At 61.3% G+C, this 24,431-nt stretch carries 25 protein-coding genes and 3 pseudogenes; 15 read left to right on the top strand and 13 right to left on the bottom strand.

Annotated features, from left to right (window positions below; genetic code table 11):
- Positions 1-90: 90 nt before the first annotated feature.
- Both AC2CGW_RS06595 and AC2CGW_RS06590 read right to left on the bottom strand, forming a co-directional pair.
- Entirely contained in the window at positions 91-858 is a 768-nt protein-coding gene (locus AC2CGW_RS06595; protein ID WP_346655308.1) for a 2-dehydro-3,6-dideoxy-6-sulfogluconate aldolase, read from the bottom strand.
- 353 nt (positions 859-1,211) lie between these two features.
- Positions 1,212-2,067 (bottom strand): annotated as a pseudogene (locus AC2CGW_RS06590) (IS5 family transposase).
- A 170-nt stretch (positions 2,068-2,237) separates the two neighbouring features.
- On the opposite strand from AC2CGW_RS06590, the gene AC2CGW_RS06585 reads away from it, so the two are divergent.
- Complete coding sequence (locus AC2CGW_RS06585) at positions 2,238-2,810, top strand: fimbrial protein (RefSeq protein WP_288374962.1); 573 nt, start codon at positions 2,238-2,240, stop codon at positions 2,808-2,810.
- Positions 2,811-2,830: 20 nt separating this feature from the next.
- Positions 2,831-3,157, top strand: coding sequence for a hypothetical protein (locus AC2CGW_RS06580; protein WP_484573732.1), 327 nt, complete (start codon positions 2,831-2,833; stop codon positions 3,155-3,157).
- A 37-nt stretch (positions 3,158-3,194) separates the two neighbouring features.
- On the opposite strand, the gene AC2CGW_RS06575 is transcribed toward AC2CGW_RS06580, so the two are convergent.
- Positions 3,195-5,270 carry a TonB-dependent receptor gene (locus tag AC2CGW_RS06575; RefSeq protein WP_484573731.1) on the bottom strand — a complete coding sequence of 692 codons (2,076 nt, stop codon included), beginning with the start codon at positions 5,268-5,270 and terminating at the stop codon, positions 3,195-3,197.
- 245 nt (positions 5,271-5,515) lie between these two features.
- On the opposite strand from AC2CGW_RS06575, the pseudogene AC2CGW_RS06570 reads away from it, so the two are divergent.
- Both AC2CGW_RS06570 and AC2CGW_RS06565 read left to right on the top strand, forming a co-directional pair.
- A pseudogene (locus AC2CGW_RS06570) lies at positions 5,516-6,490 on the top strand (IS5 family transposase).
- A 218-nt stretch (positions 6,491-6,708) separates the two neighbouring features.
- A complete protein-coding gene (locus AC2CGW_RS06565; RefSeq protein ID WP_288374964.1) occupies positions 6,709-7,200 on the top strand; it encodes a DUF1543 domain-containing protein in 492 nt (163 codons plus the stop codon).
- Between the two features lie 28 nt (positions 7,201-7,228).
- On the opposite strand, the gene xth is transcribed toward AC2CGW_RS06565, so the two are convergent.
- Together xth and AC2CGW_RS06555 are read right to left on the bottom strand one after the other, a co-directional pair.
- The gene (xth, locus tag AC2CGW_RS06560) at positions 7,229-8,026 is read right to left on the bottom strand and encodes an exodeoxyribonuclease III (RefSeq protein WP_484573730.1); all 798 of its coding nucleotides are present in this window, start codon (positions 8,024-8,026) and stop codon (positions 7,229-7,231) included.
- Positions 8,023-8,265: a hypothetical protein gene (locus AC2CGW_RS06555; protein ID WP_484573729.1), complete on the bottom strand. Its 243-nt coding sequence runs from the start codon at positions 8,263-8,265 to the stop codon at positions 8,023-8,025. The genes xth and AC2CGW_RS06555 overlap by 4 nt, the downstream gene beginning before the upstream one ends.
- 308 nt (positions 8,266-8,573) lie before the next feature.
- Between AC2CGW_RS06555 and AC2CGW_RS06550 the strand changes: the two are divergent.
- Positions 8,574-8,693, top strand: a pseudogene (locus AC2CGW_RS06550) (DJ-1/PfpI family protein); the annotation flags it as partial.
- Positions 8,694-8,827: 134 nt separating this feature from the next.
- Here AC2CGW_RS06550 and AC2CGW_RS06545 read toward each other — a convergent pair.
- The 3 genes from AC2CGW_RS06545 to AC2CGW_RS06535 all read right to left on the bottom strand — a co-directional run bounded on the left by AC2CGW_RS06545 (position 8,828) and on the right by AC2CGW_RS06535 (position 10,691).
- Positions 8,828-9,352: a hypothetical protein gene (locus AC2CGW_RS06545; RefSeq protein WP_484573728.1), complete on the bottom strand. Its 525-nt coding sequence runs from the start codon at positions 9,350-9,352 to the stop codon at positions 8,828-8,830.
- 171 nt (positions 9,353-9,523) lie between these two features.
- A complete protein-coding gene (locus AC2CGW_RS06540; protein ID WP_186707698.1) occupies positions 9,524-9,685 on the bottom strand; it encodes a hypothetical protein in 162 nt (53 codons plus the stop codon).
- A gap of 118 nt (positions 9,686-9,803) precedes the next feature.
- Positions 9,804-10,691, bottom strand: coding sequence for a MerR family transcriptional regulator (locus AC2CGW_RS06535; protein WP_484573727.1), 888 nt, complete (start codon positions 10,689-10,691; stop codon positions 9,804-9,806).
- 152 nt (positions 10,692-10,843) lie between these two features.
- Here AC2CGW_RS06535 and AC2CGW_RS06530 point away from each other — a divergent pair, with 152 nt between their 5' ends.
- From AC2CGW_RS06530 to AC2CGW_RS06500, 7 genes are all read left to right on the top strand, one after another.
- Positions 10,844-11,290 (top strand): PAS domain-containing protein, encoded by a 447-nt coding sequence (locus AC2CGW_RS06530; protein WP_186707702.1) that lies wholly within the window; start codon positions 10,844-10,846, stop codon positions 11,288-11,290.
- A 100-nt stretch (positions 11,291-11,390) separates the two neighbouring features.
- The gene (locus AC2CGW_RS06525) at positions 11,391-11,813 is read left to right on the top strand and encodes a nuclear transport factor 2 family protein (RefSeq protein ID WP_484573726.1); all 423 of its coding nucleotides are present in this window, start codon (positions 11,391-11,393) and stop codon (positions 11,811-11,813) included.
- Positions 11,810-12,565: an SDR family NAD(P)-dependent oxidoreductase gene (locus AC2CGW_RS06520; RefSeq protein WP_186664173.1), complete on the top strand. Its 756-nt coding sequence runs from the start codon at positions 11,810-11,812 to the stop codon at positions 12,563-12,565. Before AC2CGW_RS06525 ends, AC2CGW_RS06520 begins: the two co-directional genes overlap by 4 nt.
- Positions 12,566-12,568: 3 nt before the next feature.
- A complete protein-coding gene (locus tag AC2CGW_RS06515; RefSeq protein WP_484573725.1) occupies positions 12,569-13,816 on the top strand; it encodes an NAD(P)/FAD-dependent oxidoreductase in 1,248 nt (415 codons plus the stop codon).
- A complete protein-coding gene (locus tag AC2CGW_RS06510) occupies positions 13,813-14,622 on the top strand; it encodes a DUF1365 domain-containing protein (RefSeq protein WP_484573724.1) in 810 nt (269 codons plus the stop codon). The genes AC2CGW_RS06515 and AC2CGW_RS06510 overlap by 4 nt, the downstream gene beginning before the upstream one ends.
- Positions 14,597-15,859 carry a class I SAM-dependent methyltransferase gene (locus AC2CGW_RS06505; RefSeq protein ID WP_484573723.1) on the top strand — a complete coding sequence of 421 codons (1,263 nt, stop codon included), beginning with the start codon at positions 14,597-14,599 and terminating at the stop codon, positions 15,857-15,859. The genes AC2CGW_RS06510 and AC2CGW_RS06505 overlap by 26 nt, the downstream gene beginning before the upstream one ends.
- Positions 15,859-16,347: a DUF2878 domain-containing protein gene (locus AC2CGW_RS06500; protein WP_186707712.1), complete on the top strand. Its 489-nt coding sequence runs from the start codon at positions 15,859-15,861 to the stop codon at positions 16,345-16,347. The genes AC2CGW_RS06505 and AC2CGW_RS06500 overlap by 1 nt, the downstream gene beginning before the upstream one ends.
- Here AC2CGW_RS06500 and AC2CGW_RS06495 read toward each other — a convergent pair.
- The 5 genes from AC2CGW_RS06495 to AC2CGW_RS06475 are packed head-to-tail and all read right to left on the bottom strand — an operon-like array spanning position 16,285 to position 19,376.
- The gene (locus AC2CGW_RS06495; protein WP_484573722.1) at positions 16,285-16,467 is read right to left on the bottom strand and encodes a DUF2256 domain-containing protein; all 183 of its coding nucleotides are present in this window, start codon (positions 16,465-16,467) and stop codon (positions 16,285-16,287) included. The genes AC2CGW_RS06500 and AC2CGW_RS06495 overlap by 63 nt on opposite strands.
- On the bottom strand, positions 16,464-17,990 hold the full coding sequence (locus tag AC2CGW_RS06490; RefSeq protein WP_484573721.1) for a cryptochrome/photolyase family protein: 1,527 nt from the start codon (positions 17,988-17,990) through the stop codon (positions 16,464-16,466). The genes AC2CGW_RS06495 and AC2CGW_RS06490 overlap by 4 nt, the downstream gene beginning before the upstream one ends.
- 8 nt (positions 17,991-17,998) lie before the next feature.
- Positions 17,999-18,304: a DUF6482 family protein gene (locus AC2CGW_RS06485; protein ID WP_484573720.1), complete on the bottom strand. Its 306-nt coding sequence runs from the start codon at positions 18,302-18,304 to the stop codon at positions 17,999-18,001.
- Positions 18,301-18,837 (bottom strand): DUF3833 domain-containing protein, encoded by a 537-nt coding sequence (locus AC2CGW_RS06480; protein WP_186664157.1) that lies wholly within the window; start codon positions 18,835-18,837, stop codon positions 18,301-18,303. Before AC2CGW_RS06480 ends, AC2CGW_RS06485 begins: the two co-directional genes overlap by 4 nt.
- Positions 18,838-18,839: 2 nt before the next feature.
- A complete protein-coding gene (locus AC2CGW_RS06475) occupies positions 18,840-19,376 on the bottom strand; it encodes a chalcone isomerase family protein (protein WP_186664155.1) in 537 nt (178 codons plus the stop codon).
- 226 nt (positions 19,377-19,602) lie between these two features.
- Here AC2CGW_RS06475 and AC2CGW_RS06470 point away from each other — a divergent pair, with 226 nt between their 5' ends.
- The 3 genes from AC2CGW_RS06470 (at position 19,603) to AC2CGW_RS06460 (ending at position 24,401) form a co-directional block, all read left to right on the top strand.
- Entirely contained in the window at positions 19,603-19,830 is a 228-nt protein-coding gene (locus tag AC2CGW_RS06470) for a hypothetical protein (RefSeq protein ID WP_186664153.1), read from the top strand.
- Between the two features lie 76 nt (positions 19,831-19,906).
- Entirely contained in the window at positions 19,907-24,034 is a 4,128-nt protein-coding gene (locus AC2CGW_RS06465) for a CheR family methyltransferase (RefSeq protein WP_484573719.1), read from the top strand.
- 223 nt (positions 24,035-24,257) lie between these two features.
- On the top strand, positions 24,258-24,401 hold the full coding sequence (locus tag AC2CGW_RS06460; protein WP_288374971.1) for a hypothetical protein: 144 nt from the start codon (positions 24,258-24,260) through the stop codon (positions 24,399-24,401).
- The last annotated feature ends 30 nt before the right edge of the window (positions 24,402-24,431 follow it).

Genomic DNA, 24,431 nt, shown 5'->3' with positions numbered 1-24,431 from the left:
GCGCGATGGCGCCGGTTTGTTGTTCTTGTAGGGATGCTCAATCGGCTACTGCAACACGGAGGTAGCCTGCGCGGGGCGCAACGGTAGCAGTCAGTAGGCCGTGGCTACCGCTTCGGGCGCCTGGCGGCCTTTCAGGGCCACCAGCAGTTCATTGGCCTTGCTCATCATCATCGCCATGTCCGAGGCCACAGCGGCGAAGGCGTAGCCCTGCTCCAGGTAGCTGCCGACCAGCTCCGGCGTGCCGCCAACGATGCCGATGGGCATGCCGATGGCTTTGCAGCGCACGATCGCGTCGCTGATCATGGCCTGGATATGAGGGTGCGCCGGGTTGCCGATATGGCCACAGACACTCGACAGGTCGCCCGGGCCGAGGAACAGCGCATCGACACCCGGCACGGCCGCGATTTCCTCGAGGTTGGCCAACGCGGTGGCGGTCTCGATCTGCAGGATGCAGCACACCGAGTCATTGGCCTGCTGACCGTAGCCCTTCCAGGTGCCGTAGCGGCTGGCGCGGTGCACGGCAGCGAAGCCGCGGGTGCCCATGGGTGGATACTTGATCGCGCTGACCGCTGCCCTGGCCTGCTCGGCATTCTCCACGAACGGCACCATCACATTGGTCGAGCCCAGGTCCAGTGCGCGCTTGAGCAGCACGGGGTCATTGGCGGCCACCCGCACGATCGGCTGCGCACCGGTGCACTGAATGGCCTGCAAAATGTGCCAGAGATCGCGGAACTCGATCGGTACGTGCTCCATGTCCACCAGCAGCCAGTCGAAGCCCGCGTATCCCAGTGCTTCTGCCGTACTGGCCGATGCGGACATGAGCCAGGTACCGAGCAGTGCAGATTGGCGTTTCAGCAGAAGAGTGAAGGCGGGGGGCGTGACAGCAGTGGACATGGTGACCTCCTGAGGGTTGATCAACCAGCGCTACGAAGCAGAATCGTAGCGCTACGATTTTTCAGAAAGCCTACTGGATTATTAATCGCAGCGCTACGATTTTATCCGGACGCTCCCCCAGAGCTCGTGACAGAAGCCCAAAATTTGCAGGCTAGAGGCGAGCACGGGCCAGCTGGAACCTGTCACCCGCCTTGACAGTCAATGTTCACCCGCATGGGCTGGTACCCAACGGGGCAAGCGGACATCTAACTCTTCGATCCACCAGGCCAAGGCACGTGGTTAGCGCTAGCACCACAGTTAGGGCAGTCAAAAAATGCCTAGGCTCTGTACGAAAAGAGATGTCGCAAACACCGCATGGAGCAAGCCAGTGAGACCATCGCGGCATAACTTTTCGCGAGCTTGTCGAAGCGGGTCACTATCCGGCGGTTCTCTTTCAGCCAGCCAAACATGCGCTCAATGATGTTGCGCTGTCGCTATTTGGGCCGGTCAAACAGTCTTGGTAAGCCAGGCTTGGGCTTGCGCTTCATCGAGCGCAACGGGATGACGGGCTGCATTCGATATTGATCGCAGTAGCGGCGTAGTGCTTCGCGTCGTAACCCTTGTCGGCGAGCAGCCATTTGCAGCGCTTGCGCGGGCGGCCACGTTGGGTCGATGGAATGCTGACCTCGTCCAACAGTGGTTGTGCGTAGCTGATGTCACTGGCTTGACCGCTAGAAAGGAGAAAGCGCAGCGGTGTTCCGTTGGCGTCGCAAAGCATGTGGATTTTGGTAGTCAGGCCGCCGCGACTGCGACCTAGAGCATGATCGGCAGGCTCGTCAGGCCCCCTTTTTTCCCGGCACCAGATGAGGCTCGGGTTGCGCGTACTGCGGTTGAGTCGATCATCCAGGTTTGCAGATCGATCAAGCATTGCTCATTCAATCTCAGGTGAAGACGTTTGAGCATCTGCTCGAAAGTCCCTTGGTTTCGCCAGCCCCGAAACCGTTGATACACCGTTGACCATGGGCCGAAGCGCTCAGGCATATCTCGCCATGCAGCACCCGAGCAGAGCACCCACAGCACGCCATCGAGCATCAGGCGGTCGCTTAGTCGAGGCCGGCCTCGGCCACGGGTTTCGATGAAGAGATCGGAGACCACATCCCAGGCCTCGTCCGTGAGTTCGTAGCGCCTTGCCATCACAGAATTCCTTTCCGTTAATGGCGCGTGACTCTGCAAAATCTCAGCGCTGGAGGAGCGACGATTAGGTTTCTCGGGATTTCGTACAGAGCCTAGCATCTCCCTGGCAAGGCAACGCCACCAACATTACATCCCACTCGACCATCAATAACAATGGTGGACAAGTGCAAATGGCTCTGGTGAAGACCGGCACCATACGGGCCGGTACTGTCACGGGCGGGGTAATGCTCGAGGCAGCACTGATCAGCGCGCCCGCGAAGTTTGGCCCTTATGACATTGCGCAAAATGGCCGCAAGTCATTTCTGGTCAGCAGCACCACCATCAACGTTGCTGCCTGCCGGACCGCAGATGTCGACGTCGACCTCGGCTCCCACAAACAATCGGAATTCACCGGAGTCGGCTCGACCACGCCCGCCGTTGCCTTCAACGTCGACATCAGTGCCTGCCCGGCCGGCTTGAACGCCATCCAGTACCAGTTCACCCCTCCCACGGGCGTACTCGACGGCAGCAACGGCGTGATAGCGCTATCCGCCGACTCGTCCGCAGCAGGTATCGGCGTACAACTGAAAGACGGCAACGGCAGCCCACTGAAGTACAATACGCCACTCACCTTGACCAACTACAACAAAACCACAGGCGGCACTTACAGCATCCCGCTGAGGGCCTCGTACTACCAGATATCCAGCCCGGTGCAGCCTGGCACCGCGAACTCACTGCTGACCTTCACCATGAGCTACCAGTGACCCGCCGGCCATGATACCAGATGGCCCCAGTCAACAGCGACGAGGCCCTTCGCAAAGTGGCGCTGGACCTGCAGGAAGGCGCCGATATGGTGATGTTCAAGCCCGACACGCCTTACTTGGACATCATTCAGCGGATCAAGGCCACCCTCGCCGTGCTGACGTTCGCCTATCAAGTCAGCGGTGAATACTCGATGCTCAAGGCCGTGATCGACCATGGCTGGCTGGACCCAGAAATGGTCATTCTGAAGGCTTTGATGGCATTCAAGCACGCCGACTGCAACGGCATCCTGACTTACTTTGGAGGCCGCCGCATGCTTGACGCATGGCTGATCTGTCGGCAGGACTGACGCCCTCATACCTGCCAGGTGAATGAGTCCATACGGGTCACAGCTTCATGTTGAGTGAAACGAACGCAGACCGACCGGGTGCCGGTGAGAACATAGGTTGCTCTTCGCCAGCTGGCCACCAGAAGTTATCGTACCAGACGTATTCGTATTCGCGATCCGTCAGGTTCTTGACCTGCAGATCCACGCTCGTAGAAGCACTGATTCGATAGCTGACGTTCGCATCGAGCACGGCAAAACCACCAAACTTGCCCGCTTCGTTGTTCGAGTCAATGTAATAGTCGCCCTGTGCACGCGCCTGCATGCCGAAGCGCCAATCGTCGTTCATACGATATTCCACACCCAGGTTACTGATGTAACGCGGCGTCGAAAATACTTCTTTGCCCTTGAGGGAGTTGCTGTTCGCATCGTTGCCCTTCATCACTTTTGCTTCCTGGATTGCGTGGAAACCCCACACTGTCCATTGATCGTTCAAACGTGACGTGAACTGCATATCGATACCGCGACGCCGAGTTTCACCCAAGCCAACGGTCGAATCGATGGCTGGCATGTTCGCTACCTCGTCGGTAGCGTCCTGCTGCCAAACGGCAACGCGTGCCTCGGTGCCCTCGGCAGGCCGAAATTTCAACCCCACTTCCTTGCCCGTGTTGATCGACGGATTATAGGAACCGGCGCCATTGACGAGGTATGCAGGGTTTGCATTGCCAGTCAGCACCTGGAACGTACGCCCCCAGTTGGCGTAGACGTCGATATCATCATTAACGCTGTACACCACACTGAGTTTGGGTTGCTCGATCCAGCCGTAGTCCTGCAAAGGCCCCTTGGCACTCACGGTCACACCATTGTTGGTGCTTGAGATGTTGGTGTTGCCACTGAACTTGTCAACGCGCATCGCCGGGATGATCTTCAACGAGTCACTTGGCTGGATAACCGCCTGTACGTAACCACCCAGGTTACGAAGCGTGTAGTGGTCATCGTTTTGAACGCGCGCTGGCGGCGCATCGAAGTTGGTGGGTACGCTGAAGTTGAAGCGCCTGCGCTCGTACGCGTTATGCTGTTCTTCATAGTTGATGCCGCCATCCAGGGTCAACAGGTCATTCACACGCCAGGTCAGGTTACTGAGCATCCCGCGCTGCTGCTCATCCCAGAAGCGACGCTGACGCGGCCCGTTGCCGGGCTCGTAACTGGTGAAGGTGATGGAGCGGTCATCATTGTAGCTGTTGTAATACAACTTGCTGCTGAGGTTCAGATCATCGCGCAGTTGCCAATCCATGTGCAGACTCAACTGCTTCATGTCCCTATCACTGCGATCATTGTCATTCTTGGCGGGTGAATCGGTACGGCTGGCATGCAACTCTTCGCGGGTGAGGAACCCGCCTTCGTCCGCTTGTTGATGGTACAGACGTGCAATGGCACCTATGCGGAAATTTTGCTCATCATTGCTGAGGAACCACTTGCCACCCAGGGAATACTTGTTGGAGTTGCTGTGATCGCGTGAACCGTTGGTGTCCTGTTTGGCCAACATGTAGTTCTGCGCAAAGTTACCTTCCTCGTGGCCGAGGGCAATTTGCACTTCACGGGTATCGAAGCTGCCGTAAGTCAGACGGCTGTCTGCATAGTTACCGCCCTGACGTGTCGCAAAGTTGATGTTGCCGCCGATGTTGTGCAGGCCGTAACGCGGATCGTTGGTGCCGCGCACTACCTCTATGTAATCGATTTCCAGCGGGAAAATCATGTCGATGAAACGCTGGTTGCCGCTGTTTACATTGCTCGGCACCCCATCAATCAGTGTCTTGATGCCGTTAATGTAGCCCTCGCCATTGAAGGCTCGGAAAGTGGCCTTGCCCGACTCAGCCCCCTGCCCCGTCTCGGTCAGTTGAATACCTGGCATCTGGCCTAGTAGTTGCCAGCTATTCATCACGTTCTTGTCCTCAACCTGGTCACCGCCCATGACGTCGACTGAGGTGAGTACATTTTCCGTGCTTAGTGCCACGCCGGCTTTCTGCGTGATGTTCACTTCGCCGAGGATGATCGTTGAGTTGCCAGCCTGATCGGCAAGGAGGTCTGGGGTTACCAATGCCGTGACTACGGCAATGGAGGCCGAGGTGAATCTCATGGAGGCTCCTGAACTGCAGGCGTGAAGGTGCGGCTGATCGCAGGGTCAAGCGGTACTGCAGGTCTGAGCCTGACCATATTGCAATGTTATATCATAATTAAGCCGCGCAATTACATCTTATAACACTCAGTAACAAACTGGCTCCGCTAGGGATTCTCCGATCAAGTCAGCACAGGCCGCCTGACCTGTGCTGAAAAAGCCCTCCGTCCAACTGCCCTCTACAAGCCCGCCATCCCATGAGTTAGATGAGCTTTTCCGATTTCGAGTACGCCGGTAAGCGCAAGCAAACCCGCCGCGAGCGCTTCCTGGCCGAGATGAAGCAGGTGTTGCCGTGGAGCGGTTTGGTGACATTGATCGAGCCGCATTACCCAAAGGCCGGCGGTGGGCGCAAGCCGTACCCACTGGAAACCATGCTGCGTATTCACCTGCTGCAGAACTGGTTTTCGCTGAGCGATCCGGCCATGGAAGAAGCATTGAACGAAATCACGTCGATACGCCAGTTTGCTCGCCTGACGCTCAGCGCTCCTATCCCCGAAGACACCACCATCATGAATTTCCGGCACCCGCTGGAGAAGCATCAGCTCGCGGCAGGGATTCTGGAAACCATCAACAAGTACCTGTAAGACAAAGGCCTGTCGTTGCGTCAGGGCACCATTGTCAACGCCACCATCATCCACGCGCCCAGTTCGACAAAGAACAAGGAAGGCAAACGCGATCCGGAAATGCACCTGGCGAAGAAGGGAACCCAATACTTCTTCGGCATGAAAGCGCATATCGGAGCCGACACTGAATCGGGCCTGGTACATAACGTCCATGGCACCGCCGCCAACGTGGCTGACGTGACGGAGGTCGCTCATCTGTTGCACGGTGACGAAAACGTTGTCTGTGCCGATGCGGGTTACACTGGCGTAGAGAAACGGCCTGAGCACGACAGTCGGCAAGTGATCTGGCAGATCGCTGCGCGACGCAGCACCTACAAGCACTTGAGCAAACACAGCGTGCTCTACAAAGCCAAACGCCAGATCGAGAAGGTCAAAGCGCAGACGCGGGCGAAAGTCGAGCCCCCCTTTCGCGTGATCAAGCGCCAGTTCGGTTATGTGAAAACCCGCTTCCGTGGGTTGGCCAGGAACACGGCGCAACTGACCACGCTGTTTGCTCTGTCGAATCTGTGGAGGGTGCGCCGGCAATTATTGTCTGCTGCGGGAGAGGTGCGCCCGTGAGGGCAGATAACCAAGGCTTTGCCTTGGTTATCCATTGATCAGCGGCTGAAAATCAGGCTTTTCGGTATTCTTTTCGTACAGAGCCTAGTGAATGTGCGCTGCGACGTCGAAAATCTCATATCTCCTATCGGTACTTGCCAAATGCCCACACCCCGCCGAGCAATCAATCAAGCGCTATGCCAACATATGCCCCCCTGACCCGTATCACAGGCTCACCCATGCTCTACGTTGTCATGCTCGGAGGAAGACATCCTCGGGCCAGCATCGAAGTCCACGACGTAGTCTTCGCCCACGCAGACTCGCTCGACCAGACCTACCCGCAGCTGCGCAGCGCCTGGTTCGGCAGCCCTAAAGGCTTGCACATCGATTCCTGGCTGGAAGTCCACGGTGTGGATGGCTATCGCGTCGAGCTCGGCCACGCCGCACCACCGCCCGGCGCCATGCGCTTGTTCTTGTTGAACCTGGGAGGCTACGCACCTGGCGTGTTTGGCGAGGATCACCGCTACTTGCTGGTAACGGCTCCCGACAAGGCTGCCGCCAAGCAGATTGGCAAGCAACGCATGGCAGCTGGTTGGCTGAAGCCGCACACCGATACAGTGGTGGATGTCGATGACTGCCTGCCGGTGGACCTGGTCGACGGCCGCTACGTGCACCTGGTCGAGGGCGAACATCGAGGCACGCTGCAGCGCAGCGACTACATCGTCATCTGAGCGACGGTGTCGACCGAAACGCTGACCGCTAACGTTGCTGGCGGCGCCTGCCCAGTTCGATCCAGACCGGCGCATGATCGCTGGCCTTGGCCTCGTTGCGTACCCAGGCATCCACACCCGCCCGCTTCAGAAAGGGGGCGAGGTCGGGATTGAGCAGCAAGTGGTCGATCCGCAGTCCGGCATTGCGCGCCCAGTGATTGCGAAAATAATCCCAGAACGTGTAGATGCGCTGCTTCGGGTACAGGTGGCGAACAGCATCGACCCAGCCCTGCGCCAGCAACTGTTCGAAACACGCCCGTGACTCAGGTTGCAGCAGCGCGTCCTTGAGCCACGAGCGTGGGTTGTAGATATCCAGATCAGTCGGCACGACATTGAAATCGCCCGCCAGCACCGTGGGATGGCTGCTGCCATGCAGTGCCTGGGCATGCTTGATCAGGCACTCGAACCAGCGCAATTTGTACTCGAACTTCGGGCCGGGTTGCGGGTTGCCATTGGGCAGATACAGACAGCCCACCAGCACGCCATGCACCGCAGCTTCGAGATAGCGGCTCTGCTCGTCGTCCTCCATGCCGGGCAGCCCACGACGGACCTCCAGCGGTTCGCTATCGCGCGCCAGGATTGCAACGCCGTTCCAAGAGGGTTGCCCTTGGTAAAGGCAGCCATAACCCGCCGCTTCAAGCGCCTCGCGAGGAAACTGTTGATCGGCCGCCTTCAATTCCTGCAGGCAGACGATGTCCGGTTGCTCCCGCGCCAGCCAGGCCAACAACGCGGGCAGGCGGCTGCGGATGCCATTGATATTGAAGGTGGCAATCTTCAGCGCTTTCATGTGTCAGGGTCGTTCACGTGAGCCTGGACGGCGTCTTCCAGTGCCCGGACATGGGCCTGATCGGCCAATGCCTTCAGCGCCAGCCAGTCATCCCAGTCGATGGCACCATCGTCACGCAGCGCCTCGGCGGTGCGAACCAGTTCATGGTGGTAGGCATCCGGCGACTCGCGCCGGTAACTGACGTCGTCGTACTGTGCGTACCAGGCTTCAAGTTCGGGAATGCTGCGTTCGATGCTCATGATGGCGGCCTCGTTATACCTCTGCTTGTGAGAGCCTGAGCTGCGCGCAATGTTCAACCGCAGTTGTCTAGCCGCACAGCCCGTCTATTTATTGTCCATTGGTCTGCCTCGGCTCTGTATGAAAAACCTTGATACTCGGTGATGCTGCGTTGAAAACAGCCTCGGAATGCTCATTTACAACCCGTAAAGTCGAGCGCGACCCCGGCCGTTCCTCGGCTGTTTTCGCCTTGCCTGACCTTCGTCTCAAGGCTTTTCATACAGACCCTAGCAGGCCGCTGACGCATGGCATTGGAACTTCTCACCAGTGAAATGCAGGTGGCCGTTGGGTCGATGAAGAGGTCGTGGTGGACGGCAACCTGATCACCAGCCGTAAGCCTGACCATATACCCGCATTCAACGAACTATTGATCAAGGCCCTTGCTGGCTAGCGTCTCCTGACCGCTGGCGCTGGCCGAATGCAGACTATCCAAAGACTGAAGGTGCTGAGCTTGATGCTGCGGCGCATCTCGCCCGTTCAGCCAGCGGCAGGCTCTGGATACTCGAACCTCCAGGATCGATGCGTTCAGGCCAGTTGGATGTAGACCGAGTAGCTTCCCAGCAGCATCCAGAAAACCAGAAAGATCCACGGCTTGCGAAGCGAAAACAGCAGCGATTTTCGATGCCCTGCACGCGAGGTCTCTGCCTCGCAGAACAGCGGCGACTCGTCGTACGCCAGCCCCATCAACGGCTCGCTGCGCAGCAGGTGGCTTTGCTTGAGCTGCCAGTGATCGATGATGTTGTACGCAGCCCGTATGCCAGGCCAGGCGTTGAGCGAGCTCAATACCCCGAGCAAGGCGAGGAACGCCGGCACGATCAGGGTGAACATTTCGCCCCACCCTTGATTGAGGTTGCCCATGGAAGAGACGAACGCGATGACCAGGAACGATTGCGCCGCCAGGTAGGCATCCGTGCGATTGGCCAAGATGCTGGTTTCGTACTGGATCTCGCGACGGTAGAAGTCAAGACGCTCCTTGGGAGAGCCGAACATCCTGGCGTTGTGCTCGCTGATCTCGTGTTCAGGGGTCGCTGGGGTAATGATTCGAGGCATTCGCTGCTCCGGAAAGTGGGGTCCGAGCTACGAGATGAGCCAGGAGCTGAGTCCGGTAGAACAGGCGATGGGACCGAGAATTCCATGCAATTGACGACTCACCTGCGATTTCCCTGCTCCGCCCCAGAGGCTCGCAAACGTGGCGAGCCTCAACCCTTTCGGGTGGCAGTTTCAGCGTTTGTGCTGACCATGATCACGGGCCGTTTTTTGCGCCGTCGAGTCATGTGATGTACCGGTAGATCCGTCCGGACGATGGGCGTCGTTGTCTCGCTCCTCCTCCCCCTGAGTCCCGGTCTGCGCCCCCGGCTTTTTAGTCTGGGTCTCTTTCTTCATGCTGCTCTCCTCAGCTTGGCCTTTGAACAAGGGAAGCCAATCCGTGGGGCAAAGTTCCATGTTTGGAGCCTAGGCCGGCTTAACGCGCCAACATCCAGATCAGGATCAGGCGTTTGGGTCAAAGGTCAAGCGCGCCACGGTGCAACGCGCTCAGCCTGCGCGCAGCATCAACGCCTCCCTCGTCCAGCAGGCACAACGGGATTCCACTCAACGCGTGCAGCGAATCAGCCAACCGCTCGCCAACCAAGGCCAGCGGACAGGAAATGTCCATCTGCAAGGTCCGCAAGCGCCTGGCCAAGGCGGGGCTTACCGGCGCCTGGACTTTTATCACCAGCGCCGCGGGCTGCATGGCCGTACACAATAACGGCAAGTCTTCCAACGACTGCCCGCAGCCCAGTACGTCGATGCGCTGTTGCTCGCTGCTCAACATCAGCCCAGCGCACAGCACCTCGAATTCGGCGTGCCCCTCGGTGCTTGCCAGCAGCACCCGCGGTGCGGGGATCTGATTCAAGTGCAGGCGCGTCAGCAAGCGGGCACGCAGGAACGTATCGAGAAACAGCCATTGGCTACGCTGGCCTGGAGCCGCTCCTGACGCCAACTCATACCAAACCGGCATCAGCACTTCACGCAGCACGGAGGTCTTGGGGAACAGAGTGAACAACTGGCCATGAATCCCCTCCAACGCCTGTGCATCGAACGCCTCGGATGCACGCACCACAGCGTCTCGCCATTCGTCGAAGGCCGAGGGCTGCTGCACTGGTGCCTCAGGCCGGCCGGCGAGCCTGTCGCCGACCTTGCTGATAGGCAGGCCGTTGGCAGTCCAGCGCAGGATGTCGCGTATGCGTTGCACATCCCGGGCGGTGTACAAGCGATGGCCGCCCTCGGTGCGCTGCGGGCGTATCAACCCATGGCGCCGCTCCCAGGCGCGCAACGTGACCGGATTGATGCCGGTCAAGCTGACCACATCGCGCATGGGTAGCAAATCGGGTGGGGTGGTGTCAGTCATAATCAGAGAATATCGGTAGATCGAGCATTCTAAACTCATATGGACTTTCTGCGGCGAGCCTCCATGGTCCATCATGCAACCAACGGCGCCGAGGTCTTCCACATAGAAGCAATCTGCGCATCTCGCATATAAAACGCCTGTAGGTGGGCCCTATGATCCCCGCGAAACTCCTTCAACTGATGGTCGAGCATTCGAACGATGGCATCGTCGTTGCCGAGCAGGAGGGCGACGACAGCATCCTCATCTACGTCAACCCCGCCTTCGAGCGACTGACCGGCTATGCCGCCGACGACATCCTCTATCAGGATTGCCGTTTCCTGCAGGGCGAGAATCATGACCAGGAAGGCCTCGCTAGCATCCGCGCTGCGATCCGCGATGGCAGCCCCTGCCGTCAGGTACTGCGCAACTATCGCAAGGACGGAAGCCTGTTCTGGAACGAGCTGTCCATCACCCCCGTGTACAACGAGGCAGACCAGCTGACGTACTACATCGGCATCCAGCGCGATGTGACAGCACAGGTTTGCGCCGAGGAAAAGGTGCGCGAGCTGGAGGCTGAAGTGGCCCTGCTGCGCCGTCAGCTCGGGCAGGACGAGCGCTAAAAAATCTATACACAACCCTCAATCTGTATAGATTAATCCTTGGGCTTCAGCTATACCTGTACAACAAATATATTTTGTACAGGATTACCTGGAGCCCAGCATGTCTGCATACCTACAGCAATTCGCCGAGCGCTTCGCCAGTCTCGATGGGGCTAACCTCGACAGGCTGGAAAACCTGTACAGCGAGGACATTACTTTTCGCGACCCTCTGCACCACATACAGGGCCTGCAGGCGCTGCGAGCCTACTTCGAGCAGTTGTACGCCAACGCCAGCGATATCCGCTATGCCTTCATCAGCGCCGACGAGGTAAGCCCCGGTCAGGGCTACTTGCGCTGGACCCTGCAGTTCCGCCACCCACGCCTGGCCGGGGGTCGGCAAATCACGCTGCAAGGGTGCAGTTGCCTGCACTGGCGCGACCGTGTGCATTTTCACCAGGACTATTTCGACGCCGGCGCCCTCATCTACGAACACCTTCCGATCATGGGCAGCGCAATCCGCTGGCTCAAAGGCAGGCTGGCATGAGCCGCTGCTGGTTGACCGGCGCTAGCAGCGGTATCGGTGCCGAGCTCGCTCGCATCCTGCTGGAGCAAGGCCATCAAGTGGCCCTGGGCGCACGCCAGGCCAATCGCCTTGCACCCCTGGCCGAACAGTTTCCTGGGCAGGTACTGCTGGCCATCGGCGATCTTGACGACCCAGAAGATATCGCCGCGATCACCGCGCAGATCGAACAGGCCTGGGGAGGCCTGGACATGGTCATTCTCAATGCCGGCACCTGCGAATACCTGGAGCCGGGGCAGTTCGATCCGGCGCTGGTCGAGCGCGTGATGCGCACCAACCTGCTCAGTGTCGCCTACTGCATGGCATCGGCACTGCCCCTGCTTCGCAAGGGCCAGCGCCCTCACCTGGTGGTGATGGGCAGCTCGGTGACCTGGCTGGCCTTGCCCCGCGCCGGTGCCTATGGCGCCTCCAAGGCTGCGGTGCGCTATTTGATGGAATCACAGCGGATCGACCTGGCCCGCGAGGGTATCGCAGTCACCTTGGTCAGCCCTGGCTTTGTCGACACACCTTTGACACGCCGCAACGACTTCCCCATGCCGCAGCTGTGGAGTGCGCAGCGCGCCGCCCGACACATCGCCAGGCGCTTGCCCCACCGCCCCGTGGAAATCAACTTCCCCGGTCTTTTCACCTGTGTATTGCGCCTGCTCGGTGCGCTACCGGCGCGTCTGCGTCTGGCCCTGGGGCAACGCCTCGCCCGTCATGAACAGGAAGGTTGATTCATGCGTATAGCAATCATCGGCAGCGGCATCGCCGGGCTGACCTGCGCCCATCTGCTGTCGCGCAACCACCAGGTCACGGTTTTCGAAGCCGAGCGCTGGATCGGTGGCCACACACACACCCTCGATGTGGTCTGGAAGGGCCAGCGCCATGCAATAGACACCGGCTTCATCGTGTTCAACGACTGGACCTACCCCAACTTCATTCGGCTGCTCGACCAGCTCAAGGTCACCTCACAGCCCACCGAAATGAGTTTTTCCGTGCATGACCCGGCCACAGGCCTTGAGTACAACGGCCACGACCTGAACACACTGTTCGCACAACGCCGCAACCTGATCTCCCCAGGCTTCTGGGGAATGCTGCGGGATATTCTGCGCTTCAACCGCCAGGCACTGACCGACCTGGACAGCCAGCGTATCGATGCCAACACCACGCTGGGTAGCTACCTTCAGGCGCAGGGCTATGGGCAGCGCTTCATCGACCACTATATCGTGCCGATGGGATCGGCCATCTGGTCGATGTCCCGCGCCGACATGCTCCACTTCCCCCTCGAGTTCTTCGTCCGTTTCTGTCGCAACCACGGCTTGCTGTCGGTCAACCACCGTCCACAGTGGCGGGTCATCAAAGGTGGTTCGAGCAGCTACATCGCACCACTGTGCCGCCCCTTCGCTGACAGCATCCGCCTGGACTGCAAGGTTCACCGGGTCAGCCGCGACGAAGGTGGCGTGACCGTCGTGAGCGCAGCCGGCACCGAACGCTTCGACACCGTGGTGTTCGCCTGCCATAGCGACCAGGCCCTGGCCATGCTGGAAAGCCCCAGCACACAGGAACGTGCCGTGCTCGGGGCCATCGGCTACGCCAGCAACGATGTCGTACTGCACACCGACACCCGCCTGCTGCCGCGCCGCAAGCGCGCCTGGGCGAGCTGGAACTACCGCCTGGGAGGCCCACAGCAGGCTCCCGCCGCGCTGACCTACAACATGAATATCCTGCAAGGTATCCAGGCACCGACCACCTTCTGCGTGAGCCTCAACCAGACCGCATTGATAGACCCTGCGCAGGTGATTGCCCGCTTTCAGTACGCCCATCCGCAGTACAGCCTCGCCGCGTCCGCGGCGCAGGCTCGGCAGTCAGAGCTGCAAGGCCAGCAGCACAGCTTCTTCTGTGGTGCCTACTGGGGAAATGGTTTTCACGAGGACGGTGTGGTCAGTGCGCTGAAGGTGGCCGCGCATTTCGGGGTGCAACTGTGAACAGCAGCGTTTGCCTGGGCTGGATCAGCCACCGTCGCTTGACGCCGCGCGCCCACGCGTTCCGCTATCGAACAGGCATGTTCTACCTGGATCTGGACGAGCAAACCTGGCTGATGAGCCTGTCACGCTGGCTAGGGCGCTGGCGCCTGGCACCGCTCAGCTTTCGCCAGACCGACTACCTGCCAGCGCTGACCCAGCAGGGACAGACGCTGGCACAGGCCGCGCGCTTGATCGTCCGCCAGGCCACGGGGCATATGCCCGAAGGCCCGGTCCACCTGCTCACGCAACTGCGCTGCTGGGGGCTGTCGTTCAACCCGGTGAGTTTCTATTTCTGCCATGACCGCGACGCGAACCTGGTGGCGATCCTGCTGGAAGTACGAAACACCCCCTGGCGTGAACGCTTCCACTACGTGCTGCCGGTGCACGACAACCTCGGCACACCCTTCACGGTGGCGAAGGCCTTCCACGTGTCGCCGTTCATGCCACTGGACATGGACTATCGCTTTCGCTTCTCCCTGGATGCGCAACATATACGTATCCATATGGAGAACCGGCAACACGAGCGCACGGTGTTCAAGGCAGACCTCGCCTTGCAGCGCCAGCCTTTGGACCGCGCCGGCCTGCATCGATACATCCTGGCCTTCCCGTGGATGAGCCTGCGCACCCTCTCGGCTATCTACTGGCAAGCACTGCGCCTGCTGTTCAAACGCACCCCCATCCATGACCACACTGCCCGCCAGAATCACTTGGCGCTCGGCCACTCCTGCGAGGACACGAATGATGTCGAATCACACCCTGAGCGTTAGCAAGTTCGCCGGCCTTGCGCCGTTGCTCGGCGGTCTGGCACGAAGCGCCGTGCTCGCCCAAATGGGCAAGCTGCGCCACGGTCACTTGCGCCTGCTGTGCCACGGCCAGCAGTGGAGTTTTGGCGATACCGAGAGCCCGTTGCAGGCCGAGGTGGAGGTGCTCGATGACGCCACCTGGAGCCTGATCGCCGGCAATGGCTCGATCGGCGCTGGCGAAGCCTACATCCACGGCTATTGGCGCAGCCCGGACCTTGCGCGGGTGACGCGCCTGTTCGTCGCCAACCTTGAAGTGCTCGACGCGCTCGAGGGCGGCCTGGCGCGCCTCGGCCGCCCTGCCCTGCGGCTGCTGCACCGGCTCAACCGCAATAGCAGGCGCGGTGCCCGACGCAACATTCTGGCGCACTACGACCTCGGCAACGCCCTGTTCGAGCGGCTGCTGGACCCCACCATGATGTATTCGGCAGCCCAGTTCGAGCATCCCGGGCAGACACTGGAACACGCTCAGGTGAACAAGCTGGAGCGCATCTGCCAGAAACTTGAGCTATGCCCTGACGATCACCTGCTGGAAATTGGCTGCGGTTGGGGCTCCCTGGCGATTCACGCCGCCACCCGATACGGCTGCAGGGTTACCACCACCACCCTCTCCGAAGCGCAGTACAGCCATACCCTGGACCGCGTTCGGGCGCTGGGCCTGGAGCAGCGCATAACGGTACTTCGCGAGGACTACCGCGACCTGGAAGGCCGTTTCGACAAACTGGTATCGATCGAGATGATCGAAGCGGTCGGCCATCGTTATCTGCCGGTGTACTTCCGCCAGTGCGCCGCGCTGCTCAAGCCCGATGGCCTGATGCTGCTGCAGGCCATCACCATTCGCGACCAACGCTACGACCAGGCACGGCGCTCGGTGGACTTCATCCAGCGCTACATTTTCCCCGGAGGCGCCCTGCCTTCGCTGAGCGTGATGCTCGACACTGCCAGCCGGCACACTGCGCTGAACCTTGTACATATGGAGGATTTCGGCCAGGACTACGCCCTCACCCTGCAGCATTGGCGGGAAAACCTGCGTCAGGCACGCACGGCGCTGGCCGACCTGGGCTACGACGACATGTTCCAGCGCCTGTGGGAATTCTACTTGTGCTACTGCCAAGGCGGCTTCGAGGAGCGCACCATCGGCGTTGCCCACCTGCTGTTGGCCGCGCCCCAGGCACGTCGTGCGCCCTTGCCAGGCCATGCCTGATGCACGGCGGCAGGCTGGTCGCCAATGCCCTTTGGTTGCAGGTCGGCTGGTGGGCCTGCGTACTGGGTGCAGAACGGCCCTGGCTCTTGCTGCTGGTGATCCTCGGCCTGGGCGTGCACCTGCGCCTGAGCCGAGACGTCAGCGGCGAGTTCAAGGCGCTGTGGCGCGTTACCTTGGCCGGCTGCCTGCTCGATACGGTGCTGGGAGCGCTGGGGGTATTCGCGTTCGATGCCTGGCCGCTGCCACTGTGGCTCGCGCTGCTTTGGCTGGTGCTGGCCAGCGGCATGCGCCACAGCCTGGCATGGATCGCCAGGGACTGGCGGCTCGGTGCACTGCTGGGCGCAATCAGCGGCCCACTGGCTTACTTGGCGGGCGCCAGGCTGGCCGGGGTGGGATTGCCCTTGGGCACGCTGGAAACCGGCCTGCTACTGGCGCCCATCTGGGCCTTCACCTTGCCCCTGCTCTTGCGCCTGGCGGCGTGGCGCTGACCTGCGGCATCGCTCAGAGCAATAGCGCACCTGTTCCCAGCAGCGCGCCCAGCGCTTGCGCCAGTTGAACGGCAGGCCACAGACCACACAGATCTTGCTGGACAACAGGCTCTTTTTCATATCGGCTGCCCGGCATCCAGTCGCGCCAACAATGACTGGCCGCGTTGCCATACGGCATCGCGACGGCTGGCCGACATGCCATCGAGCCCACGATAGGCCAGCGCCAGCCGCGGGTTAGCCGAAAGCACGGTGCGATGGCGAATGAGAAAATGCCAGTACAGGGCATTGAACGGGCAAGCATCCTCCTCGGTTACCTGGCCAACCCGGTAACTGCAAGACGCGCAATGGTCGGACATGCGCTGGATGTAACGACCACTCGCACAGTAGGGCTTGGACCCAAGGTAGCCACCGTCGGCATGCATCACCATGCCAAGCGTGTTGGGCAGCTCGACCCAGTCGAAAGCGTCCATGTAGACCGCCAGATACCACTCACAAATCGCCGTCGGCACGATACCGGCCAGCAAGGCGAAGTTTCCGGTCACCATCAGCCGCTGAATGTGGTGCGCGTAACCCAGCCGCAAGGTCTGCCCGATGGCTTGCGCCATGCAGCGCATACGGGTTTGCCCGGTCCAGTAGAATTCCGGCAACGCCCGCTCGTTGCCCAGGTGATTGAGCCCGGCGTACTCCGGCATGCGCAGCCAATAGATCCCGCGCACATACTCGCGCCAGCCTATCAGTTGGCGGATGAAGCCTTCGGCTGCATTGAGCGGCACTCGCCGCTCGCGCCACGCCCTGTCGACGTCTTCACACAGGCTACGCACATCCAGAAGCCCGATGTTGAGCGCTGCACTGATACGTGCATGAAACAGATACGGCTCGCCCTCGGCCATCGCATCCTGGTAGTCCCCGAAAGCCGCCAGGCCAAACTCTAGAAAGTGTTGCCAGAGCTGCTGGGCCTGGGCATGGGTTACTGGATAGTCGAAGCCGTCGGTGGCCCCGTAGTGGTCGCTGAAGCGCTGACCTACCAGCGCCTGCACCGCTGCTGTGATCTCGTCCTGCGCAAAATGCGCAGCGAATGGGCCACGTAGCTGACGCGGCAACGGCTTGCGATTGTCGGCATCGAAATTCCAGGCTCCACCTGCCGGGCTGCCATCGAGCTCCATCAGCAGGCCGGTGCGCTTGCGCATGCCACGGTAGAAGTGCTCCATGCGCAGTTGGCGCCGCTCAGCGGCCCAGCGCCCAAAGGCTTCGCGCGAGCACAGAAAACGCCGGTCACGGTGCCACACCAGCGGCAACCCGGCATCACGCAATGCCTGCTCCAGACGCCACTCGCCGCACTCGGTCAGGTGGATCTGCGTGGCGCCCAAGGCCTGTTGCCAGCGATACAACTCGCCAACGATGCTGCCGCTGTTGCCTGCAGCATCGAGCTCGACATAGTGCACTTGCCAACCCCGCTCGCGCAGGCACCGAGCGAAGTGCCGCATGGCGCTGAAAATCAGAACGATCTTCAGTGGATGGTGCGGCACGTACCGGGCCTCACCCTCCACCTCCGCCATCAAGATAGCGTCACGGGCAGGATCGAGAGCGCTCAGGCTCGCCAGGTCGAACGACAGCTGGTCACCCAGCACCAGGCCCAGGCGCATCGTTTCGCCTACCACTGGCTGGCGAGCGTTATCGGGACGCGCACTGGTTCGATGGGGCCGTCACGTTGCCCGCACATCTCATCATGTACCACGTGCTGCACCAGCGTGCAGGGCACGGCTGGCAGGCCCGTCAGCAACTGGCGTAGCTCGGTGGTGGAGCGCACGCGCAGGGGCTGCCCATGGGCATCGTTGAGAGTCACGGGGCCAGCGTCGGTCAAGGCACGCATGAGGTAGAAGCCGCCTTCCAGCGACAGCAGTTCCAGCGCCTTCGCTTCGCCGGTCGAGACCCATTGAAACAGCGTGACCAGGTTCACGGCGTACTCTCCGGGAGGCGGCGGAAGAACAGGGTGATCTGGCCGATTTCCACGCCCAGCTTGCTCATACTCGAGCGATTGATCAGGGTGTCGTCATCCATCAGGTACATCCAGTCGTCCAGGTCCACTTGCCAGTTACGCCCATCGACAGGCAGGTCAAGCTGATAACGCCAGCGCAACGCGTTACCCGCCACTTCCCCCCTCGCCTCGCCAATGACGTCCCCCGCCGTTCCGCGCCAGCGGCCAGGGCCGTCGGGCACCAACCGCCAGGTGCGTTCCTGACGGGTGCCATCGCTGTACAGAAAATGTTCTTCGAGGATCAGATGCTCACCTTCACGACGGCTATCGATGCGCACATGAAAGCGCTTGATTACCTCACCGGAGCGCTTCTGGAACATCCCCCAGGCCTGTACCGGCCGCGAGAAGAACGCCACCAGGTCGAGCTTCGGCTGCTCCTGGGCATAGCGTTCGACCCCGACATTGCCACAGCTGCCCAGAAGCAGACACAACGCCAGCAACAGTGCTTTGTACATATTCAGCGTCCTCGTTCACTGCCAGCCAGCCCGAGCAGGCGCTGACGCAGTTGTGGATCCCTGGCACGTGGATCGAGCCAGATGGCAAAGAACGCCCGGGCAAAGGCCGGGTCAGTGATTTCGCGGCTCAATTCACCGTCGACGTAAAAGCGGCACCCCTGCCCCGGCAGGTACAAGCCTGTAATTCGCATCCCGGGGCGCACGTCCACGAATGCCGCTTCAAGCGCCTGGGTCCAAGCCGGGCGTTGCTGCGGCGCAATGCCGCCAGCGTTGAGACGATGCATTTCCTCGAGGCTGGCCTGTACCAGCGTGTCCTTGGACAACGAGCGGTGATAGAGAAGCTCGAGGGCGAACGGCTGGTTCCAGTCCAGCGCCGGCGCCAGCGTCCATAGCTGGGCGGTGTAAAGACGCAGGCCGAACCAAGTGAACTCTCCCGCACCCAACCGCTGCGCACCGGGCAACTGCGAGCGCCAGTCCGCCGTCGCCGAAAACGCAACGATCAGCAGGCAAAGGCACGTCCAACGAGCACGGTGAACCATATTGACCTCAAGCGCGGCCCAATACTGTACAAAGATAGCATGATGTACAGATATTTTATTGGCATGTACAGTTTTTTGCCATTCGCCTCCAAGCCACGGGCACAGTCGTTGGTCGCAGCCGAAATCGAAAAGAGCTGCCCGTCGAGCTATCCGGTCAAAACGTTCGCACTTATTTGCCTGCGCGGTAGTCATAGGTCTGAATACCACCTCGGCTACCGGAGCTCCCATGCCCATGACCCGCGCCTGCCAACAGCTCGCTCTGGAGCAGAATCGCCGGCTGTTCGCCAGCGCCTATGAACTCGACCGCGCAGCCTTTGCCCTACTCGAAGGCGTCGGGCTCGACGCCTTCGACTTCGGCCATTACCAGGAGCTGCGGCGCAAGGCAGCCGAGCGTTATCAGGAGGCCATCGAGCATCTGGCCCTCCTTGAGGGCAACCGCTCATCGCCAAAGTGAGCGCCAGCCTATAATCTGCGCCCAGTGCCCGGCGATTCGCCCCAGGCCATTTCCAGGTCCGAACAAGGCTGATGCCATGAAGTCGTCCAGCAAACCGTCCCTCGCCTCGCCGCACAATCCGGCGCTCAGCCCCAGCCATCTGGGTTTCCCCGTGGTCGGCATCGGCGCCTCGGCCGGCGGCCTGGAAGCGATCCGCCGGTTCTTCCGGCACGCCCCGGACGACTCCGGCATGGCGTTCGTTGTCGTCCTGCACCTCTCCCCCCATCACCAGAGCCAGGCTGACCGGATCATCCAGGCGGTCACCCGCATGCCGGTACGCCAGGTCAGCGAGCCGGTGCCGATCGAACGCAACCATGTCTACGTGATCTCGCCAGCCAATCGCCTGTCGACCAACGACGGCTACCTGCGGGTCAGCCCAGCCAAGCGCGGCCGCGGCGATCATGTGGCCATCGACCTGTTCTTTCGCGACCTGGCCGACGTGCACAAGGACCATGCATTCTGCGTGGTGCTCTCGGGAACCGGCAGCGACGGCGCCGTAGGCCTGTCGCGCATCAAGGAACAAGGTGGCGTGACCCTGGTGCAGGCACCCGATGATGCCGAGTACCCCGACATGCCCCGTGCGGCGCTGGCCACCGGCATGGTTGACCTGCTGCTGCCAGTAGCTGAAATGCCTGCGCGCCTGGTCGAGTTGTGGCGCACGGCGCGCCAGGTGAAACTGCCGGAAATCGAAGACGACAGCCTGCCGCCGCCATTGGGAGAGCGCGAGGGTGATCCGGCGGCGAGCGACCCGCTGCTGGATGAGATCCTGCTGACGCTGCAAGGCGAGACCGGACACGACTTCAGCCACTACAAGCGCGCCACCGTACTGCGCCGCCTGGAACGCCGCCTGCATGTCACCGGCCAGACAGAGCTGGCCGGCTATCTCGACTTCCTGCAGCACCACCCGGAGGAGTCGCGGGCACTGCTGGCCGACATGCTGATCGGAGTGACCAACTTCTTCCGCGATCGCGAGGCGTTCGAGGCGTTGCAGCGCCATGTGATGCCGGGCCTGGTCAACAAGGATGCCAGTGAAGAGTCCGCGCACGAGGTACGCCTCTGGTCAGCAGGCTGCTCCACCGGCGAGGAGGCCTATAGCCTGGCGATGCTGGTGACCGAGCAGTTGGCGGTGGAACAGCGCAGCGCCCAAGTACAGGTATTCGCCACCGACCTCGACGAACGCGCCATCAACATCGGTCGCGCCGGCCGGTATCCGGACGCCATCGCCACCGACGTGTCGGCGGCACGCCTGCGCCAGTTCTTCATCAAGGAGGACCAGCACTTGCGGGTGCGCAAGGAAATCAGGGAAAAGGTCCTGTTCGCCCGTCACAACCTGCTGTCCGATCCGCCATTCTCCCAGCTCGACCTGATCGTCTGCCGCAACCTGCTGATCTACCTGGACCGCGAGGTGCAGCGCGATATCCTGCGCCTGTTCCATTTCGCCCTGCGTCCAGGCGGCCATCTGTTCCTTGGCAGCTCCGAGTCGACGGACCTTGCGGCCGACCTGTTCGTCGCCGTGGACAAACGCAACCGCATCTTCCGCGCCCGGGAAGTGCAGACCACCAGCCATCCGCCGCGCCTGCAGGCCCCGGAGCCTGCGCTCGCACCACCGGCTCGCGCACGCAGCAGTCGCCGCTTGTCCTACGCCGAGATCCATCACCGCGCCCTCGCCCGCTGCACGCCGCCCAGCCTGGTGATCGATACCGAGGGCAATATCCTGCACATGAGTGAAGGTGTCGGGCGCTTCTTGCACCACGCCGGTGGCGAGCTCAGCCACAACCTGCTCAGCCTGATCATCGCGCCGTTGCGACCGGCCTTGCGCAGTACCTTGCTGCAGGCGCAAGGCAGCGGCCAGGCGGTGACCTCGCGCAGTGTCTCGGTCAGCCTCGACGAACATCCCACGGCCGTGCAAATCCTGGTGCAGCCGCACCAGGACGACCCCAGTGGCACCGACTGCCTGCTGGTGGTGTTCCAGGCGATCGAAGTCGACAGCAGCGCCAGTACCAGCGCCGCCGTCGAGCAGACCGAAGGCATGGTGTTGAGCAACCTGGAGCGCGAACTGCATCGCACGCGGCTGCAACTGCAGGAGACCATTGAGCAATCGGAGTTTTCCAGCCAGGAGTTGACTGCCTCCAACGAGGAAATGCAAGCGATCAACGAGGAGCTGCGTTCGGCCAGCGAGGAACTGGAAACCAGCAAGGAAGAGCTGCAGTCGATCAACGAAGAATTGCTGACGGTCAACTACGAGCTCAAGACCAAGGTCGAGGAGACCGACAAGGTCAACGACTACCTCAGCAACCTGATCGCCTCGACCGACATCGCCACGGTCTTCGTCGACCGCAACCTGTGCATCCGCTGGTTCACGCCCCGCGCCGCGGACATCTTCAGCATGCTGCCGGTGGACACCGGGCGCTCGCTACTCGATATCACCCATCGTCTCGACTACCCTGGCCTGGCCGACGACGCCCGTGCGGTGGTCGAGCGCGAGACCACTATCGAACGCGAGGTGGTCGGCCACAACCAGCACTGGTACCTGGCCCGCTTGCTGCCCTACCGGGCCAGCGAGCGCAATGTCGATGGCACCGTACTGACCTTCATCGACATCAGCCAGAGCCGCGCCGCGGAGGAACGCTTGCGCCAGGGCGAGGAACGCATGCGCCTGGTAGCGGAAAGCACCCATGACTTCGCCATCATCCTCCTTGATGAACACGGCCTGATCACTGACTGGAATACCGGTGCCGCGCTGATTTTCGGCTATGGCAAGGACGAAGTCCTCGGCCACCACTACCAACTGATCTTCACCGAGCAGGACCAGGCCAGCGGTGTGCCAGAGCGCGAGCTGCGCAGCGCCCGCCTCCATGGCCGCGGCCAGGACGAGCGCTGGCACGTGCGCAAGGATGGCAGCCGCTTCTACTGCAGCGGCGAAGTGTCCCGCCTCAAGGGCAGCAGCCTGCGCGGCTACGTAAAGATCGCCCGCGACCTCACCGGCCACAAGCGCCTGCACGACGAACAGAGCAAGCAACTGGCCGAGTCGCAGAGCAGCAGCCACATGAAGGACGAGTTCTTCGCCGTCATGTCCCACGAACTCAAGCACCCGCTGAACCTGATCCAGCTCAACGCTGAGATCCTGCGGCGCTCGCCCTCGGTGAAGTCCGCCAGTGCCGCCAGCAAGGCGGTCGGGATCATCTGTGATGCGGTATCCAGTCAGGCACGAATCATCGACGACCTGCTCGATGTCGCCCGCATCCGCACCGGCAAGCTCAAGCTCAAGACCGAGGTGATCGACCTGTGCGCAGTGCTGCAGGGGATCCATGCGGTGGTGCTCAACGAGCAGCATACTTGCACCGTGCGCCTGGTGTTGCCGGCCGATGGCGCGCCCGTTCACGTCGAGGCCGATGGCACGCGGCTCGAGCAGATCATCTGGAACCTCCTGAACAACGCCTTGAAGTTCAGCCCCGCAGGCACCGAGATTCGCGTGGTGCTCGCCAGGCGAGACAGCCAGGCCCAGCTAGAGGTGATCGACCAGGGCGTGGGGCTGACCGAGGATAGCCTCGAGAGCGTTTTCGAGCTGTTCACCCAGGCCGCACCGCAGTTGTCCGGCAACAGCCGCGAAGGGCTGGGTATCGGCCTGTCGCTGGTGCGCCAGTTGGTCGAGGCCCATGGCGGGACGGTCGCGGCGTATTCTGCGGGGCTTGGTTGCGGCACCACCTTCACCGTCTCCCTACCGTTGTGCGCGCCCGAGCGCCAGGCCACGCCAGATGCTCCCGAGCAGGCCAGCGACGGACGCCTGGATGGTATCAAGGTGCTGCTGGTAGACGACTCGAAGGAAATCCTCGAGGTCATGCAGCAGTTGCTGGAGATGGAAGGTGCGAACGTCGAGGCCTACAGCGACCCGCAAGCAGCGCTCGAGGCCGCCGCCGACGGACGCTACGAGATCATCCTGTCCGATATCGGCATGCCGGTAATGGACGGTCATGCCCTGATCAAGGCGCTACGGGGCCTGGAACACCTGCGCTACACACCGGCCATTGCCCTGACCGGCTACGGCGCCAGCGCCGACCAGTACCGCTCACGCCAGTCGGGCTTCGACCGCCACCTGAACAAACCGGTGGGCTATGACGACCTGGTCGAGGCCATAGAGACACTGTGCGGGTCGGTGCCCTATTGAACGGGCTCAGCACCGCTGAAGGCCACTCCCTGCACTGCTGTTGTTCACCCGCTAAATGTTTGTCCGGCGGTCCTTCAGGCAACTGGTCTGGAAATCCGAGAATCTTTGCAGTGCGATGACTCGCGCCCTGGTCACAACTGAACACAGGCGTTCCTGTGTTCGACCAGAGGTACACCCTCATGGTTGATAAAAGCGACTGACCTACCTGCCCAGGAGACCGACCATGAGCGACCCCAATCATCCAGATCCTTATGTCGATGAAGTCCCACACGATCCCGGCGAGAAGATACCTGCGCCCGATCCCCAACAAGAGGCACCCGAATGGCCGGAAGGCCAGGTCGCCCCAGAAGAGCAATCCGACGGCTGAAGGCCCGGCGCTTTCCAGGTAGCGCCACTC

It is taken from the genome of Pseudomonas sp. SYWMCR5, assembly GCF_057197165.1.
Note: the sequence above shows the minus strand (reverse complement) of the source record. Positions and strands in the feature narration are given on the sequence as shown.